Genomic DNA, 15,910 nt, shown 5'->3' on the forward strand with positions numbered 1-15,910 from the left:
CACATCACTCAACCATTGCAAAATCTACCCGCCCCACCGCATTCGACGCAGACCCTTTGACACTCATCCCCCGCCCCGGCGCAAACCCCGGGAAGAACACCAACCCCTCCGACTCAAACCGATACGCCAACGCCAGCCGATCAGCATCCGCCACATCGCGCCTGGCCTCAAATCGCTCAATCGCGTCTATCGAAACGCCAGACTCCCGGGAAAGCTCATCAACGCTCCAACCCAACATCGCCCGGGCCTGGGCGCAATGGGCGGGGGTGAATTGGAAGAGGGCGATACGTTCCAGGGTGATTTTCATCGCATAAGAAGCCATGGTGTTCTCCGGGCTCAAGAGTGCTGATTCAGAAAGTACTGTGATTTTGTACAGTTGTTTTGCGCCCGGATCAAATTCATTTTTTGATTTCTGCTATTTCGCCCCTTCCAACCAGACGGACGGCGCCTGACCCAACACACGGCGAAACATCGTCGAAAATGCCGCCGGGCTGTCGTAACCGAAATCCAGCGCAATCCGCGTCACCGGTTCACCCACCGCCAACCGCGCAAGGGCCAGCACCACACAGGCGCGCTGTCGCCATTGGCTGAAACTCAGATCGGTCTGTTGGCGAAACAGGCGATTGAACGTGCGCAGACTGACGTGCAACTGATCCGCCCATTGCTGCGGCGACTGATGAGCATCGGGCCGCTGCAAGAAGTCCTGGCACAACCCGAGCAGCCGCGCATCGACGGGCAGCGGAATGTGTAACGGCAAGTGAGCACTACGCGTCAGTTCGTGCAGCAGCAAGTCGATCAACGCCCCATCACGCCCGACCTCGTCGTACGCCAACGGAATCTCCACCGCCTCCATCAGCAAATGCCGCATCAACGGTGAAACGCTGATCACCTGACAACGACTGCCCAAATCAACCGCCCCCGGTTCGATGTACACGCTCCGCGTGCTCACCCCATGCATTAACACCTCATGCCCCACCCCCGCTGGAATCCATACCGCCCTCTGCGGCGGCACCACCCAGTTGCCATCGTGCGTGCTGACCTGCATCACCCCGGTGGCGCCGTACAACAACTGCGCCCGCCGGTGCGTATGACGGGGCAACAACTGACCGTAGGAATAATCCGTGCCTATCGCCACCACCTGCCGTGGCGTGTCATCCAGCCCATCAATCGAAACATTGCGCATCAAGCGGCTTCCAGCAGTTGGCGTAAATGCAAACATTATTGGCTGACTTGCTGAAGCAGGCCAAGCCACATCGCTCTATCGTCGACCGCTCTCAACCAACGGACGACACGCGATGCTCTATCTCTTGCTGACACTCTTCGGCTGCATGACTGGCGTTACTGCTGTGTTATTCGGCTTCGGCGGCGGCTTCGTCGTCGTGCCATTGCTGTACCGCATGCTCATGGCCAGCCACGGTGCCGACGACCCCATCGGTCAATCGGCGATGCACATCGCCGTCGCCACCTCGACCTGCGTGATGATCGTCAACACACTGGTCGCCACCGGAAAACATCACCGCGCGGGTAATCTGATTCGCCATTACCTGTGGCCGTTGGGTGGCTTCATTGGATTGGGGGCGGTGGTCGGAGCGGTGGCTGCGATGTGGGTGAGTGGTGAGGTGATTCGCTATGCGTTCATTGCCTACTTGGGTGTGACCATTGTGGATTGCCTGTTCAGGCGCGGATTTCTTACGCATACCGACAAAAAAAATCCACGACGATTGGGAAGGGCAGAAGTGTCCGGAGGCGGCGTAGGAATCGGCGTCATTGCCACGTTTCTCGGTGTAGGCGGCAGCGTCATGACCGTGCCGATGTTGCGTCGATGCGGGTTGAGCATGTCTCAGGCGACTTCCATGGCTAATCCTTTAAGCCTGCCCGTGGCGCTGGCCGGGACGCTGACTTACATGGTGATGGCGGGGTTCACCGAGTTTGATTTGGGCACTTGGTTTGTCGGTTATGTGGATCTGCTGGCGTTTGCGGTTTTGACGATGGGATCGTTGGTGGGCATTCGATTGGCTACGCCGTGGATCGGGCGGATACCGGATCGATTACACGCTTGGGTCTATATTGGATTGTTGATCATCGTGATGCTGAGCATGACGGTACGTTAAGTCCGCTGCGCGGTATCGCACAAATCGCCATCGCTCAAAACGAAGCCTTATCAGCTCACGCGCGATACCGTACGCTTTATCGCCTGATGCGAAGTCGAGACTAGGATCTGGCGAGTGCATTCAACACTGGTCGACGCTCAGAAGTCTGGTTATCGTTGATGTTGATGGTTGCCTATGACTTGCTGAGCGATGAGGATTTGTCGGTTTTGAGCGAGAAGTTACGTGCAAGAATCTCCGACGCCGTTCGCCAGCCCTACGAGATTGAATGGGCTGAAGACTCATAATTTTTAAAGCATTTACCAGAGAACCAGAATGTTGATCTTCAACTGCACCGAAGCAGCCAGCAACTTCTTCAGCCGCGTGAGCAAGGGCACACTCCGGTGGAGAAACCGCCATCGCCCGTTATCGAGGACGATGAAGCCGTTGAATTCGCCGAGCAGTGGCTGGTCCACGCCATCACGGTGCAACTCAAGCACGTGTTGTTTGTCATCCATGTGCAAACCCGTTATTGCATGATTTTCGCGGATGCCAAGAAGGCTGACGTCGAGGGTTTTGTTCACCGGTTTTCCGAGCGCTGGATCTACGGACTGATGCGCCACGCGGGGCAGCACGACCTCCTTCAATGGGTTGATGACGAGCCGATGATGGAGCGCTTCCAGGAGAGCTGTAGCGAGTCCGTCTTTTACAAACGCGGTCATCGCGGTGCGCAAAAACACCTCAACGAAATTGCCTGGGTTTTTGAGGGTTTCGCAGCAGATTGGGGAACCTTACCCGCCGATGAATTCTCTGCGGGCCGTTTCGATGGCGATATGAACGACACCCCGAGAAGTAGCAAAGGCCACAAGGACTATTACTACCCGGATGAGGAAATGATTGTTCATTGGTTGCGGCGATATGTCGGTCTGGATGAGCCCGCCACTCAAGCAGCCCGTGAACGGCGCATGGAAGTGAAGCGGAAGATATGGGCGTTCGAACGGCAGCTTGCTCAAGAAGTGCAATGAGCCGTGGAGATATCTTTGTGGTCCTGAGAGCTAGCCTTTGAACCCCGGCGCCTCACGAATAATGAAGTGATCCAGGTTCTCGATATTCGCACTGAACACCCCGAACGTCTGCTCGGGGTTTTTCTTGCTCGGCACCTGCTTCAACTCCGGCGTCACGCCATAAAAGAAACAATACAACTGCGCCTCACTGTCGATGGCATGCTTGATCTCCTCCAGAAACGCTTTGCGCTTGCGGTAGTTCTCGATCAACTTCTTGCTCAGGTAAACATTGACCGAGTAAGGCTTCTTCTTCGCCTCATCCGCTTGCTTGAACCAGACCTTCTGCTCGAAATCGATGCGAAAGCTCTGCGTGTAATCCTTGATCTCCTTGATCTTGCCCCAGTAAATCAGCCCCTTGTTATCCGTCAGGTACTCGATCTTCTTGAAGAACGAACCATAAGGCGCCGTGTGCTCGCCAATCTTCAGCGGCGTGCGCTTGAGCAGGTCCTTGTCCTCGAAGTTCGACACAAAACACTCCACCGGGTGGGCGAAGACACTGGTCTTGTCCGGTGCTGATTCGCGGCTCGGATGCTCGGAATCGCTGGGCTGTGCAAGATGTTGCGGATCGCCCCGCACCCCATCCGCCGCCACCGTCGGGTTCGACGACTTACGCACATACTGACGTCGCGTCAGCAACAACTCCGACGGGAAATGCTCCTCGCGACTGTCATCCGTTTCCGCACCGTCCGCGTCCACACCCGACGCCGGGGACTTGAGACTGACATAAGGACAATCCGCCACATGCCGGGTGCTGGGCGTGTTCTTGAAGTGCGGGGTGCGAACGTAATTCACGTTCTTGGCGTTGAACGTCGTCAACACATTCGCCGCATCGAATGCCGACCTGCAGGCGTCATTGGGACATTGGAAGTGTTCCTTGGCGGAATCGAACTCCATCGTCTCGTCGAAATTCAAATCTCGCACATCATAAATCGACAACTTGTCGTCGAGGCTGAGGCAGTAGGCGAGGTCGAATTTCATGGTGGACTCGGCTCCTTGAGTGGGGAAGGGTATTAATAGCGGGAGGCGGGGCGGGTTGCACTGACTGTTTTCAACACACCGAAAAATCAACGGCAACACACCTCCCCTGTAGGAGGGAGTGAGCTCGCGAAAACCCGAGAACACCGCTGTTTGGTGCTGGTGCGGTTTTGACCCAAGTTGCTGACTTCAGCTGACCCTTAGGCGGTCTGTGAAGATCTTGGCAACTGCTAAGCCGGTGATGCAAGCGTATATTGATAGTGTCGATCCAGGTAGTTGAGGCGATAAAAGATCGTCAATGGTGGGACAAGCGAGGGTGCTGGGGGCGCTAGCGGATAACCCAGAACGTTTGGAGGTGTCACATGAGGCAGTATCAACGACTCTTTCTGATCGCAGGTCCAACCATGCGTCACTCGCCGGCGATGGAGCGGGCAATCGCACTTGCCGATGCCACAGGCGCAGCGCTGCATATCGCGGTGTTCATCGAAGACTTCGACCTTATGCGGTTAATGAGCAACAGTGAACAACTTCGTGAGAGTTGCCGGCAGGAGAACCTGCAGTGGTTGACGGATGAGGCCGAACTCATGCGCAGGAAGGGCATTAATGTGACCACCGAAGTTGCATTGACCCGTGACCCGCTGCAAGAGATCCTTGTGCATGTGGCTGAAATGCAGCCGGACCTGATCATCAAGGACGTACATCATGAATCAGCGCTCAAACGCGTATTCGTCACGCCTTTGGATTGGCAGTTGTTGCGCGAATGTCCAACCCCCATACATCTGGTCAGCGAAGTCAGGTGTCCGCTTCCTCGGGTGATTGTGGCGGCGGTTGATCCATCGCATCCAGAGGGTCAGATCAGCGGAATCAACGACAGCGTCATTCAGGCGGCGAACGAATTGGCGACGCAATGTGATGCTGAATTGCACATGCTGTATGCCTATGAACTGACACACACACATTTCTCTGATGCAGGTGCTGGCGCCGTGACGATGCCAGGCTTCAGCAACGACGTGCGCCGGTCACTTGAAAAGTGCTTCATTGCCTTGGCTGCACGCCACGGCGTGCCACCTGAGCGACAACACTTCATTGCAGGGCCGCCAACCAAAGCGATGGCCGACTTTGCCACTCATACTCGAGCGGATGTCTTCGTAATGGGAAATACCCATCACAAAGGGGTGGACAAGCTGATTGGCAGTACCACGGAGCATGTTCTGTATCAGGTGCCCTGCAGCGTTTTGGCCATCAAGGGAGAAGCGTGATCACTGAACGAAAAAACCGCCACTATCGCAGCCGGCTTTGGTGCTGATGTGGTTTTGACCCAAGCTGCTGACTTCAGCTGACCCCTAGGCGGTCTGTGAAGACACGCATAAGACCATCGATTACCGAGTATTCAGGTAGGTCAACGATTTCCGGTAGCCTGGATCAAAACTGCATCGAAGCGATGAGCATGAGCTAAGTAGATGCCCTGCTGGTGGCGCGATCGATGATGAGTTTGTCACTGTCATCAAGCAAAGCCTTCGCCAAGGTAAAGACGATGAGTCTTTTCAATTTCATCAATCAACCGCGGCGCTACGCCCACCGATTCCGCGATTTCACGCCAACGCTTCATTGCAGCGCAAACCTCTTTGATAATGGTCGCAGCATCGATACCACGGACTTGTTTGGCCACGGCCTCCAAGTCGGCGAGTTCAAACTTGTCGCGCTTGCCGTTGACCGTCATTTGATGGGTCTCAACCCAAAAGCTGCCCGGTTGGTACGACCACGAAACATCATAGGCGGGGGAAAGCGACCATGTGCCTTCGCGGTCCATCAAAAAGCTGGTGTTCTTGGTGTGGTCATCCTGATTGCGTCCAACTACGTTGAACACCATGCGGCGGTAGTATTCGATAGCGTCGTTGCGCGAGAGCCCGAGGACTCGCATTACCGCAAAGGCCTCCTCATAGGAATAGCCGCCCGGTTGTTTGTAGTCGGCATGGTCCAATGCGCACAGGGTGGCCATGTGGATTTTGTCTCCGTCGTCGGTCCGATCAAAACGCTTCGTCAAAAAATGAGCGCGGCCGCCTTCTTGCAATAATTCGCAGGGGCTCATGGTGATGCCGGCCGCTTTCGCCATGAGCGAATAGGCGTACTCCACGCGGCCGAAGCCCTTTGAGTCGGCAAGAACATCGGTGTTTTTGGCAACGTCGAATTTCAGCAGCCAGTAGGTAAAGCCCTTGGGTGCTTTGACTTGCCCTGAGCGAATCTCCCCAGCCGCGTTCATCGCTATGACTGCTTTTGCTCGAGCACCACCGGCGCTGGTGCCCACCTGAATCAAGCGTTGAAGCGCTTCATCGTCAATGTCGGGATCGTGGTTTTCCAGGCGATCCGCCAAGCTTTCACGTTGAGAAAGCACTTCGCTGGCGAGCTGTACGAGCGCCTCAATCTGGAAACTTTCACTGGCCTTGGCAGAACCATTAAGGGCCGGGCGATATTCCAGACCACCCATCCCTCTGGCGCCTTGGTATAAAACCCGTTCGACGGGAGTGAAAGTCGCCTTGTCCCGGCCCTGTTTAGCCAGCCAGGCATCGATCAGTGCGTTACCGAAATCGTCCGGTAATGAGTCCGCCAGAATCGCCGGCAGACCCTTGTAAGTTTCCCTATTCAGACTGGGAAAGGAATAAGTTTGATTGGCTGCCAGTGGCATGTGGATCGGCGAGATCTCGATGCCCGTTTTGACGAATTCGGGATCGTATTCGAACAGCCCTAATTGGGTTTCCTCATCCCAGAGAAGCCCCCCAACAAACCTCTCTGACAGATACACCTTTGCTGTAATCACCACTCAACCTCCTTTTTGATTTTGCCTCCAGGCACTGGGACTTTACCGCTTCCTGCCGACGTTTTACCCACCGCTCGTGAACCGGTTGCCCGCACGCGGTGACTACCGGCCATCTTGATCACCTGCAATGGGCTCGGCGGGACAGCTTGAACAAGTGAAGTCGCCCTATCAAGCTCACCGATGGCACGCAGGACGGCCACCAGGTTCACCAGAGTCCCTTTCCCCTTCAAAAGGTTTATCAAGGTTTGACGGCTAATGCCGGCTTCCACAGCCACTTGCTCCTGACTCAGATTTTTTTTCAGGCGCAACTCCTGTATCCGCGCACCGATGGCGGCAGCAATCGCATCGTCAGTCATGGCTTGGAGGCGCATAGTGTCTAGATTCCTGGGCCAAATTTGGTAAATAGTCGCTTTGTGTATTCAATAATAGGCATTAGCGAGGATTTAACTTTCATCCTTGCAGAGCGCGCACTGTGTATAAAAATCTAATCATTGAGTAGGTATGACGACGTTTTTGTCTAGTATGCGGGCATTAGCGCATGGTCTTGACGTTATCATAGTTCCTGCATTGGTAATGTCTTAGATTCTAGACGAAAAGCCAAGTTTTGCGAGACAGCGTATAGGTATCTAGGCAAAATCTAACTACTGTCGAAGCTCAGGCGAAAAAGGGCAGAAGTGTATGGCAAGCCTGGGCGGCTGCAGGGGGCAGAATCGGATGTCCGCAGGTTCAACAAGACCGCTGGGGACCTCCTCAGTGGATTTGAGTGCGGTATCTGAGCCGATTGCATCAGTAACGTCTGCCACTGACCTGTGGCGAGGGGATTTATCCCTGTTGGGTCGCGAAGCGATCCCAAAACCAGCAAACGCGGTATGCCAGAAAGAACGCGTTGTTCACCTGAAGACTGCTTCGCAGCCGGTGCCACCTAAACAAAATCCGCTGTTGTACGCGTTACCGGCCACAACCCTCGCGAGCAAGATCTCTTTTTGACAGACGGTCAGCTCGACACCTTGCCTATGAAAACCACCGGCTTAGTCTAGCTTAGCTAACTCTATGGAGGTGCCATATGAATGAACTGGTGCAAGTAAACATGCACGAGGCAAAATCTCAACTCTCCCAACTTGCTGAACGTGCATGGCACGGTGACAAGGTGGTAATCGCCAAGGCCGGCAAGCCTTATCTCGATCTGCTGCCTCATGTCGATACACCGCGGGCGCGCAAGCCTGGACGGTTGAAGGGGAAGATTCGGATGTCTGCGGATTTTGACAAAACGCCTGAAGACATCATTGATGGATTCGAGGGCAGCCTGTGAGGCGCTTGTTGTTGGATACCCATGCGTTTCTTTGGTGGCTGTCCGATGATCCTTCACTGGGCGCAGACGCTCGACAGATGATTGGGGAACCGCGTAATCAGGTCCTGGTGAGTGCCGCTTCGATCTGGGAGATATCGATCAAGCAGGCTAAAGGGATGCTGGAGGCTCCAGAGGATCTTGAAGCGCTGGTTGAGGACGAGGGTTTTACCAAGCTGCCGATTTCGCTGTTCCATGGACAGCAGGCGGGTAAGTTACCGGAGATTCATCGCGATCAGTTTGATCGGATGTTGATTGCCCAGGCTCAGGCGGAAGGGCTGGAGTTGGTCACGGCGGACGGGATTATTCCGCAGTATGGGGTGAGGGTGTTTTCAGCACGGTTGTGAGAGGGGGGAAACCAAACCCACCGCAGATCCCCGTGGGAGCGAGCCTGCTCGCGATTCGTCAGATCACCACATTCCTCAATCCGACCACCAAGCTGTGGCGAGGCGGCTTGCCCCGTTGGACTTTGTAGCAGTCCCTTATCCGGCAAACACGAGCTGACGAGTCGCGTTTCGCACTAAGCGAAGAAAGCGAGTAAAAAAACCGATCAGGAGACTGGTCGGTTTTTTTGTGTTGGATCTTTCAGTCCACTTTCACTTCGATTGCCACTTGTCCCGATAGATGAATGCTACTTGGTAGTCACAGGAGAGCAACTGAATGGTATGGTGGAAATGGGGCTGAAGAATACTGACCCAGTCGGGAGATACGTTGAAACCGCCGTTGTTCACATTGTTTTCAATTGGCATGCCCAGCGCTTCGACAACAGAGCCATCATCGCCAAAGTCTTTCGACAATTCCTCCCCTTCGCCCATCTCCGTTCGTTTGTCATACCATTCCAGGCTGATTTTCAGTCCCATAACGTCCTCATAAATATTTTTTGATCCTTCGATTTTTCTTCGGTGGGTCCAGCTGTTCGCCAGTCTCAGGGAGCAGGGTTGGCCTTCGCCGTAAAGGGCGCTGTCGCCGAGGCTGGGTTTCCAGAACACGGCCACCATCGCGGCCAAAAGCGGTTGAGCCGGCTGCGCTGATTGCATTCAAGACCGGGGGGGGCTATGCCAAACGCTTACAAGCGAAAACCCGATCAGGTGACTGTTCGGGCTGTTCGTTGTGCGGGATTGTTTAGGTACTTGCGCGTGCTCCTATGAAGTATTCCAGATCATCTGGGAAATCAATGTTGAGTAAATCTGCAACCTGTCTGACCTGATGTTCAGTAAGTTGCAGTTCACCGGGCTCCAATTCTTCGAGGGTTTTTGATTCAGTCAGTTGAGCCAGAGCCTGGTTGAGCTCGTAATCTTTGACAGCCAATTCGAACTGCAATGTATCGTCCTGCTTCTCATCGGGGTAAAAGCCGGTGATGGAAAGATAGCGCATGTTTTTTCTCTCTAGGGTCACTTTGGGGTCTTCCTACCTGGCTTAGCGTCCTTTGTTCGTTCTCCCGTTAAATGATTGAATTCGCCCAGATGGTTTCCTAATTTATCGTACATCTCAACTGCACCGCTTTTTGAGTCCCACTCATATATCCGCCCTTTACGGTCTAACCAACGAGCTCGTTTTTTACCTCCGCCTTGAACTGAAGCTTTCGATTTCACGCGGGTCGTGTCTGGGTAGGCAGGAAGGGTTTCCGGGTCATCGTAGTACTTATGATCCCCCGGCATACTCATGACGATGTACACCGGCTTCACGAGTGAACCCACCGGAAACACCAGAATGAAATCCTTATACTCCGGCGGATAAACCGGGTTCACGATGATGCTGTCAGCCGCTTTCGTTGGCGGGTAAACCCAGATATGCGGCGCTTGCGGGGCAGCCTCCAGCGCCGGAATGCCCAGGATGTCGGAACCGTCTACAGCCGGCGTCCAGATCAGTTCAATGCCGTCACCCAGGTCAGCCACTTGCTGGCTGCCACGCAATGTAACTGCACGACATCAACCATTTCCCAATCGCGATTTTTGCCGGTGTAAAAACCATATCCCTTGAGGCTGCCGTCAGTCTGTTGCTCGACCCGCAGGCGAACGCGGGTACGGGCCTGTTTGAGCGCACGGAGTTGGTCGTCGGTGTAAAGCGAGCTGTCGCCCAGACTCGATGGTGTGAACAGGGCAACAAGGCCAACCAGCGTTGCTGCTACGGCGCTCGCCGCGACCACGGGAGCAGCGGCGAATGCCGAGCCGGCCAAGGCGAGGGAGCCCAGACCGACGGGAATCGCTGTGCCACTGATCTTCTTCAGTGGCACAGCGCCTGACTCATCCGCTTCATGAGCACCCAGCAGAACCAGGTCACCGTAGTCTTTCAGGCTATCGGTCGGCACTACCCCTGAGGGATTCGAGTAATCAATGATGGCGTCCGGCAGCTTGCAGGACTTGGCGAAGACACATCCAGCTTGAGTGGGCCTTTGCTTTTCCGCGATGACCTGACGGCTGCGTTCGAAGGCGTCTTGCCTGGCCAGCATGGCCTCATAGGCTTTTTGTCTGGCGTCCCGCTCGGCCAATTCGGTGGCAGTCATGAAGCGATGAGTGACGTGATGCCCATCGCCGGAGGGTGGATTCTTAATCCGCGGAATGTCCTTGTTGCCAGCCACTGATCATCCTTTCGTTCTTCCATCGGCAACCCCGGAAAGGGGATGCGCGACGTTAACGAACGTGGCTAATCGTGGCTGTAGGACGAGTCCTGGATGACTCTAAGCATTTTCTCTTTTTCAACACGCCGCAAAACCCATGGCAACCCAAAAACCTGTGGGAGCGAGCCTGCTCGCGAAAAACCTGAGAACACCGCTGTCCAACAGATTCACCAATCCCCAAAACAAACCCGCTTAAGATAACCAAAACCCAAAATGGACCCTCTCAACCAAAGGACCGGACATCCATGCAAATCCCCCTCTCCCAAATCAGCGAGCGCCTGAACAATCGCCGCTTCAGCGTAGCCGGCAACACCCACGGCCTATCCGGTACGGGCACCGTCTTTCATTACCAAGTTGAAGGCGATTCCATTTCGAGCACCTACCAAGGCGGCAGAATCCGCACGGGGCATCAAGTTGGCCGCGTGACCGGCACCGATACGATCGAGCTTCTTTACCACTGCATCACCACCGAGGGCGAGATCCTGGCCGGCTGGTCGCGCGGCACGGTGGGTGTTGATGAGGCAGGGCGCACCACTCTGGCCTTTGTATGGGGTTGGTTGTCGGGTGCGACTGGGGGAGGGGAGTCGAGTTATGTTGAGCTTGTTGCGTAGTGGGTGAGGATTCTGACCTGGGCGATAGCAACTCTGAAATTTCCTACGTCCCCCGCGTCAGCTAAACAAAATCCGCTACTTGAAAATTCAAGCAGCGGATCGGTTGGCGTGTCTGAGCAGTCAGAATCCGCGCAACACCCGTGATGCCTTACGCCACAACGATCCCCGCTGATTGAATGGATCATCCGCCAACACACAAGGCATGTCTCGCAACCGAATCCACGGTTCATCCTGCCAGTGCAACATGCAGAGCGACATCTTCGGCCAGTCCAACACGCTCAACGTTGGCCGGTCCACCGACCGCGATGGACGCGCATCACGTAGCGCCGGAACCACCAGGTGAGTCAGCCATTCCTCAGGAGCCGATACTCCGGGCAATAGTGTTCGTTTCGGAGCGGACGGCCGATTGGTTAGGGCAAGGCCGCTGACCTATGCACCAATTGCGTTTGAAATACTGGCTTTTCGCCTTGTTACCTATTGAACACCTTTGATATTTTGTCGGAGGTAGGAATTTTCCTACGGCAATTGTCGACAAAGGGCGGCTCTCGTGGCGATCAAAGCGGTTCCGAAGGAACGAATAGACAAAGCGACGCTGGAGTTTGATCGTGATTTTCGGAGTAGGCGTGAGTGGCAAGGTTGGGAGAACAACCTAGCTCACCGTTATGCAGTTCTCGTAGGTGGTGAACTGTATCCGGCGAAGAAAATCGTCTCTTTGGCGACTGGTATTGCTGTGGCCGAGTTCGCCGGTGGACACCCGACCAACCGCTACCTAGAAAAGCGAGGCTTCACTATTGTGGAGTTACCGCGTGAGGAGGGCGCGCCGGTATTGCAGTTTACGCCGGGAGCTGTTTACGACCGAAAAACTGAGATCAATGGGCCGTTCGGCGGAAGTCTGCAAAGTGGTATCGCGACGTCTGCTACCTACCCAGTGATTTTTTTGTTCACCGGCGAAAGCGGTGAACAGTACGGGTATGCCGACCGTTGGGAAGATGGCGCGTACCTTTACACCGGTGAAGGACAACGCGGGCCGATGACTTTGATTCGAGGCAACCGAGCCATTGCCGAGCATGCCGTGGCTGGCCGAGCGCTGCACTTGTTTAAGTCCCTCGGCAAAGGAAATGGCAACGCTTACGTCGGCGAGTTTTCTTGTGCCGACATGTTTCAGCGTACCCAGCCAGATGTGAACGGAGAGGATCGGACGGCAATTGTTTTTCGGTTAGTCCCTGTGGGTATTCCTAATGGAATGATTGAGGCTGGAGAAGAGCATGAGGATCAGGCTGACCTGTCCGGCACTCTGGCTGCTGCGCGGTTGGCTGCGCTGGCTGCATGCAAACCAGGCAGTAATGAGTTAGGGCAATCTGCTCCGCGTAAGATCTACCAGCGCAGCCGTCAGGTTGCACACTATGTGCTGATGCGCGCCGAAGGTGCATGCGAGAGCTGTGAGAGGCCGGCTCCTTTTATGAAAAAGGATGGCACGCCCTATCTAGAGCCCCATCACGTCAACCGGCTTTCGGATGGTGGGTTAGATCACCCACGCTATGTGGCGGCTGTATGCCCAAGTTGCCATCGGGAAATTCATTCTGGAGTGCACGGGGCGTTGGTGAATGAAAGGCTGAAGCAGCGGTTGGAAGTAATTGAACGCTGATTGAGCGATGCGCCAAAGCTAATGTCCCTGATCTCAAGAGCGCTCCAGTTGGTTACTTTCTTCTTTACTCTCATAACATCTCCGAGGGTTGAACCCCCCCGGAGATGTCATGAGCGGACTGAAGGTCTAACCGACCGAATGCTTCGAAGAGTGAAACGCCTCCAAGACCTTACGCCACCAAGGCTTAACCGCTGGCACGCGCCGGCGTGTGCGACCTAGCAACAGATAAGGCATGTCCCGCAGCCGAATCCAGCCTTCATTCTGCCAATGCAGCAGACTCAGCGTCATCTCTGGCCAGTCCAACAAACTCAACATCGGCCGATCTGCATTCTTCGACTGCCCTGCATCGCGCAAGGCCGGCACCACTTGATGGGTCAACCACTCACGCAATAACCGATTCCCGGGCGCGTAGTGATACACCAACAACGCATAGGCGCCGGATTCACTGAGCATTAGTCGTTGCTCAGATTGTCCGTAGTACTCAATCAACAACGTATGCCGCTGATCCTCGTCCAGTTTGTTGACCGCACGATCACTTAGATGGAAGCCCATTAGGCGACCCAGATCGCGGGCGCAGAACCACGGTTGGTTTTCCAAAAGGAGGGCGTGGAGGTGGAGGTTGTGGCGTGCGAAGCGTGTTGGAATGAACGGATCAGGCATGACCGTTCTCCCAGACCGAGGAAGAGCAGAGTGGTCTTTGTGTCGGCATATCCATTACCTCTACGTATGAATTTTGAGAGGGCCAAAACCCGACGTAGAGGACTTAAGGAAATCCCAACAAGCATTCTCTACAAACACAAAGTCGTGCGTATGTCTTTGAGACATGCGCGATCACTGTGTGTTGAGTAGCTTCTACGTTGGGCGTTTCTTAGGCACCTGCATTGAAGCTTAGAGGTGCTTTGAATGGGCATCAATGCGGAAGCAGCTGTGAGTGTTGTAGGAGTTTTAGCGTCATGGCGTGGGATGGAAATGGACATTCCCAATAAAAAAGCCCCGATCAAGTCAGGGCTTTCACTTTTTCGATTTGCCGATTCGGATCGCAATCGTCAAATCGTGGGGAGCTCAGGAATCAATCCCAGCTCAACGCCCCACCAGTCTGATACTCAATAACCCGCGTCTCAAAGAAATTCTTCTCTTTCTTCAAGTCCATAATCTCGCTCATCCAAGGGAACGGGTTAGTCGTCCCTGGATACTCTTCTTTAAGACCGATCTGAGAAAGACGACGGTTCGCGATGAACTTGAGGTAGTCCTCCATCATCGCCGCATTCATCCCCAGCACCCCACGAGGCATGGTATCCCGAGCGTATTCAATCTCCAGCTGAGTCCCCTGCAAAATCATCTGCGAAGCCTCTTCCTTCATTTCAGCATCCCACAAGTGCGGGTTTTCGATTTTGATCTGGTTGATCACGTCGATGCCAAAGTTCAGGTGCATGGATTCGTCGCGCAGGATGTATTGGAACTGCTCGGCGACGCCGGTCATTTTGTTGCGGCGGCCCATGGAGAGGATTTGGGTGAAGCCGCAGTAGAAGAAGATGCCTTCCAGGACGCAGTAGTAGGCGATCAGGTTGCGCAGCAGTTCTTTGTCGGTTTCGACGGTGCCGGTTTCGAACTTCGGATCGGAGATCGAGCGGGTGTACTTCAGGCCCCAGGTGGCTTTTTTCGCGACCGATGGGATCTCGTGGTACATGTTGAAGATTTCGCCTTCATCCATGGCCAGCGATTCGATGCAGTACTGGTAGGCGTGGGTGTGGATCGCTTCTTCGAAGGCCTGGCGCAGGATGTACTGGCGGCATTCCGGGTTGGTGATCAGGCGGTACACGGCCAGGACCAGGTTGTTGGCAACCAGGGAGTCTGCGGTGGAGAAGAAGCCGAGGTTGCGCATGACGATGCGGCGTTCGTCGTCGGTCAGGCCTTCCGGGTCTTTCCAGAGGGCGATGTCGGCGGTCATGTTGACTTCTTGCGGCATCCAGTGGTTTGCGCAGCCGTCCAGGTATTTCTGCCAGGCCCAGTCGTACTTGAAGGGTACGAGTTGGTTGAGGTCGGCGCGGCAGTTGATCATGCGCTTTTCGTCGACGGCGACACGGGCGGAGGCGCCTTCGAGTTCGGCGAGGCCTTCGGCGATGTCGAGGTTGTCGAGGGCGGCCTTGGCGCGAGCGATGGCGGCGGAGTCGGACGCGGTCACAGCGCGGGCTTCTTGAGCGGCTACACCACCAGCGGTGTCGAGGCGGTCCATGTTGGCTTCAGTCGCGTGGCCGGCGTTGGCGCCTTTGACCACGGTCTCGCCGCTGTCTTCTTTGTCGAATTCGTCCCAGCTCAGCATGACGTGTCGTCTCCTGCGTGAGGGCCAGATGCCCGTGTGAAAACTGATCGGTTGGTTTTTTCACACGGCTTAACTGGCCGCGTTGGATAGCGTTTTTTGCAGCGGTACACGCAGGCAAATAAACATAATTTTGTACGGGGTTCCGAGAGCCTCTGACGGGCGCTGAAATCGGTGAAGACTTCGGCCTGGGCTTCGGACTGGCTGTCCTCCCTGTAAGGGAATATTGCAGGCCCGTTTAAGGCGGCATTATATGGAAATTTTTGCGGCCGTGGTGGGGCGAATCCGCGCATGGAGCGGTCGAGAAGGAGGGTTTTTCGGTCGGAGCGAGGGTTTACAGGGCTTTGGCTGGATATCGCGGGTGAAGATTTTTTTTCATAAATTTTAGTGGAGATTTTTTTTGTTCAAAAAACAGCCAGAAAATCGCGTTTTTC

General features: G+C 54.9%; 15 protein-coding genes and 3 pseudogenes. 7 read left to right on the forward strand and 11 right to left on the reverse strand.

Annotation, left to right across the window (positions count from 1 at the left end; genetic code table 11):
* Positions 1 to 4: 4 nt before the first annotated feature.
* Together ACYZT9_RS07560 and ACYZT9_RS07565 are read right to left on the reverse strand one after the other, a co-directional pair.
* Positions 5 to 322, reverse strand: coding sequence for a helix-turn-helix domain-containing protein (locus ACYZT9_RS07560; RefSeq protein WP_462009237.1), 318 nt, complete (start codon positions 320 to 322; stop codon positions 5 to 7).
* A gap of 93 nt (positions 323 to 415) precedes the next feature.
* Positions 416 to 1,183, reverse strand: coding sequence for an AraC family transcriptional regulator (locus ACYZT9_RS07565; protein ID WP_462009238.1), 768 nt, complete (start codon positions 1,181 to 1,183; stop codon positions 416 to 418).
* Positions 1,184 to 1,295: 112 nt separating this feature from the next.
* On the opposite strand from ACYZT9_RS07565, the gene ACYZT9_RS07570 reads away from it, so the two are divergent.
* Both ACYZT9_RS07570 and ACYZT9_RS07575 read left to right on the forward strand, forming a co-directional pair.
* Positions 1,296 to 2,111 (forward strand): sulfite exporter TauE/SafE family protein, encoded by an 816-nt coding sequence (locus ACYZT9_RS07570; protein WP_462009239.1) that lies wholly within the window; start codon positions 1,296 to 1,298, stop codon positions 2,109 to 2,111.
* A 312-nt stretch (positions 2,112 to 2,423) separates the two neighbouring features.
* Positions 2,424 to 3,112, forward strand: a pseudogene (locus ACYZT9_RS07575) (DUF6933 domain-containing protein).
* 30 nt (positions 3,113 to 3,142) lie between these two features.
* Here the strand turns inward: ACYZT9_RS07575 and ACYZT9_RS07580 are convergent.
* Positions 3,143 to 4,129 carry a hypothetical protein gene (locus ACYZT9_RS07580; RefSeq protein ID WP_462009240.1) on the reverse strand — a complete coding sequence of 329 codons (987 nt, stop codon included), beginning with the start codon at positions 4,127 to 4,129 and terminating at the stop codon, positions 3,143 to 3,145.
* Positions 4,130 to 4,488: 359 nt separating this feature from the next.
* On the opposite strand from ACYZT9_RS07580, the gene ACYZT9_RS07585 reads away from it, so the two are divergent.
* Positions 4,489 to 5,385, forward strand: coding sequence for a universal stress protein (locus ACYZT9_RS07585; RefSeq protein ID WP_462009241.1), 897 nt, complete (start codon positions 4,489 to 4,491; stop codon positions 5,383 to 5,385).
* 245 nt (positions 5,386 to 5,630) lie between these two features.
* Here the strand turns inward: ACYZT9_RS07585 and ACYZT9_RS07590 are convergent, their stop codons facing one another.
* Together ACYZT9_RS07590 and ACYZT9_RS07595 are read right to left on the reverse strand one after the other, a co-directional pair.
* Positions 5,631 to 6,944 (reverse strand): type II toxin-antitoxin system HipA family toxin, encoded by a 1,314-nt coding sequence (locus tag ACYZT9_RS07590; RefSeq protein ID WP_462009242.1) that lies wholly within the window; start codon positions 6,942 to 6,944, stop codon positions 5,631 to 5,633.
* Entirely contained in the window at positions 6,938 to 7,312 is a 375-nt protein-coding gene (locus ACYZT9_RS07595) for a helix-turn-helix transcriptional regulator (protein ID WP_462009243.1), read from the reverse strand. The genes ACYZT9_RS07590 and ACYZT9_RS07595 overlap by 7 nt, the downstream gene beginning before the upstream one ends.
* A 692-nt stretch (positions 7,313 to 8,004) precedes the next feature.
* Here ACYZT9_RS07595 and ACYZT9_RS07600 point away from each other — a divergent pair.
* Together ACYZT9_RS07600 and ACYZT9_RS07605 are read left to right on the forward strand one after the other, a co-directional pair.
* The gene (locus tag ACYZT9_RS07600) at positions 8,005 to 8,250 is read left to right on the forward strand and encodes a type II toxin-antitoxin system Phd/YefM family antitoxin (RefSeq protein WP_130211652.1); all 246 of its coding nucleotides are present in this window, start codon (positions 8,005 to 8,007) and stop codon (positions 8,248 to 8,250) included.
* Positions 8,251 to 8,261: 11 nt separating this feature from the next.
* The gene (locus tag ACYZT9_RS07605) at positions 8,262 to 8,633 is read left to right on the forward strand and encodes a type II toxin-antitoxin system VapC family toxin (RefSeq protein ID WP_462009244.1); all 372 of its coding nucleotides are present in this window, start codon (positions 8,262 to 8,264) and stop codon (positions 8,631 to 8,633) included.
* Between the two features lie 249 nt (positions 8,634 to 8,882).
* Here ACYZT9_RS07605 and ACYZT9_RS07610 read toward each other — a convergent pair whose 3' ends face one another.
* From ACYZT9_RS07610 to ACYZT9_RS07620, 3 genes and pseudogenes are all read right to left on the reverse strand, one after another.
* On the reverse strand, positions 8,883 to 9,323 hold the full coding sequence (locus ACYZT9_RS07610) for a colicin E3-like toxin immunity protein (RefSeq protein ID WP_462009245.1): 441 nt from the start codon (positions 9,321 to 9,323) through the stop codon (positions 8,883 to 8,885).
* Between the two features lie 85 nt (positions 9,324 to 9,408).
* Positions 9,409 to 9,660, reverse strand: a complete 252-nt coding sequence (locus ACYZT9_RS07615; RefSeq protein ID WP_462009246.1) for a pyocin S6 family toxin immunity protein — start codon at positions 9,658 to 9,660, stop codon at positions 9,409 to 9,411.
* A 17-nt stretch (positions 9,661 to 9,677) separates the two neighbouring features.
* Positions 9,678 to 10,864: pseudogene (locus ACYZT9_RS07620) on the reverse strand (colicin E3/pyocin S6 family cytotoxin).
* 284 nt (positions 10,865 to 11,148) lie between these two features.
* On the opposite strand from ACYZT9_RS07620, the gene ACYZT9_RS07625 reads away from it, so the two are divergent.
* Positions 11,149 to 11,514, forward strand: a complete 366-nt coding sequence (locus tag ACYZT9_RS07625; RefSeq protein WP_462009247.1) for a hypothetical protein — start codon at positions 11,149 to 11,151, stop codon at positions 11,512 to 11,514.
* 120 nt (positions 11,515 to 11,634) lie between these two features.
* Here the strand turns inward: ACYZT9_RS07625 and ACYZT9_RS07630 are convergent.
* A pseudogene (locus ACYZT9_RS07630) lies at positions 11,635 to 11,897 on the reverse strand (BRO-N domain-containing protein); the annotation flags it as partial.
* A gap of 164 nt (positions 11,898 to 12,061) precedes the next feature.
* Here ACYZT9_RS07630 and ACYZT9_RS07635 point away from each other — a divergent pair.
* Positions 12,062 to 13,159, forward strand: coding sequence for an HNH endonuclease (locus tag ACYZT9_RS07635; RefSeq protein ID WP_462009248.1), 1,098 nt, complete (start codon positions 12,062 to 12,064; stop codon positions 13,157 to 13,159).
* A 126-nt stretch (positions 13,160 to 13,285) separates the two neighbouring features.
* On the opposite strand, the gene ACYZT9_RS07640 is transcribed toward ACYZT9_RS07635, so the two are convergent.
* Complete coding sequence (locus ACYZT9_RS07640) at positions 13,286 to 13,819, reverse strand: BRO-N domain-containing protein (RefSeq protein WP_462009249.1); 534 nt, start codon at positions 13,817 to 13,819, stop codon at positions 13,286 to 13,288.
* A 409-nt stretch (positions 13,820 to 14,228) separates the two neighbouring features.
* Positions 14,229 to 15,479 (reverse strand): ribonucleotide-diphosphate reductase subunit beta, encoded by a 1,251-nt coding sequence (locus ACYZT9_RS07645; protein WP_008034875.1) that lies wholly within the window; start codon positions 15,477 to 15,479, stop codon positions 14,229 to 14,231.
* Positions 15,480 to 15,910 lie beyond the last annotated feature (431 nt).

The sequence above is a fragment of the Pseudomonas sp. ZT5P21 genome, from assembly GCF_054897785.1.

Bases quoted from the DNA above. Each gene is read 5' to 3' on its own strand.
- ACYZT9_RS07560 (WP_462009237.1), bottom strand. From the start codon at position 322: ATGGCTTCTTATGCGATGAAAATCACCCTGGAACGTATCGCCCTCTTC.
- ACYZT9_RS07565 (WP_462009238.1), bottom strand. From the start codon at position 1,183: ATGCGCAATGTTTCGATTGATGGGCTGGATGACACGCCACGGCAGGTG.
- ACYZT9_RS07570 (WP_462009239.1), top strand. From the start codon at position 1,296: ATGCTCTATCTCTTGCTGACACTCTTCGGCTGCATGACTGGCGTTACT.
- ACYZT9_RS07580 (WP_462009240.1), bottom strand. From the start codon at position 4,129: ATGAAATTCGACCTCGCCTACTGCCTCAGCCTCGACGACAAGTTGTCG.
- ACYZT9_RS07585 (WP_462009241.1), top strand. From the start codon at position 4,489: ATGAGGCAGTATCAACGACTCTTTCTGATCGCAGGTCCAACCATGCGT.
- ACYZT9_RS07595 (WP_462009243.1), bottom strand. From the start codon at position 7,312: ATGCGCCTCCAAGCCATGACTGACGATGCGATTGCTGCCGCCATCGGT.
- ACYZT9_RS07600 (WP_130211652.1), top strand. From the start codon at position 8,005: ATGAATGAACTGGTGCAAGTAAACATGCACGAGGCAAAATCTCAACTC.
- ACYZT9_RS07610 (WP_462009245.1), bottom strand. From the start codon at position 9,323: ATGCAATCAGCGCAGCCGGCTCAACCGCTTTTGGCCGCGATGGTGGCC.
- ACYZT9_RS07615 (WP_462009246.1), bottom strand. From the start codon at position 9,660: ATGCGCTATCTTTCCATCACCGGCTTTTACCCCGATGAGAAGCAGGAC.
- ACYZT9_RS07625 (WP_462009247.1), top strand. From the start codon at position 11,149: ATGCAAATCCCCCTCTCCCAAATCAGCGAGCGCCTGAACAATCGCCGC.
- ACYZT9_RS07640 (WP_462009249.1), bottom strand. From the start codon at position 13,819: ATGCCTGATCCGTTCATTCCAACACGCTTCGCACGCCACAACCTCCAC.
- ACYZT9_RS07645 (WP_008034875.1), bottom strand. From the start codon at position 15,479: ATGCTGAGCTGGGACGAATTCGACAAAGAAGACAGCGGCGAGACCGTG.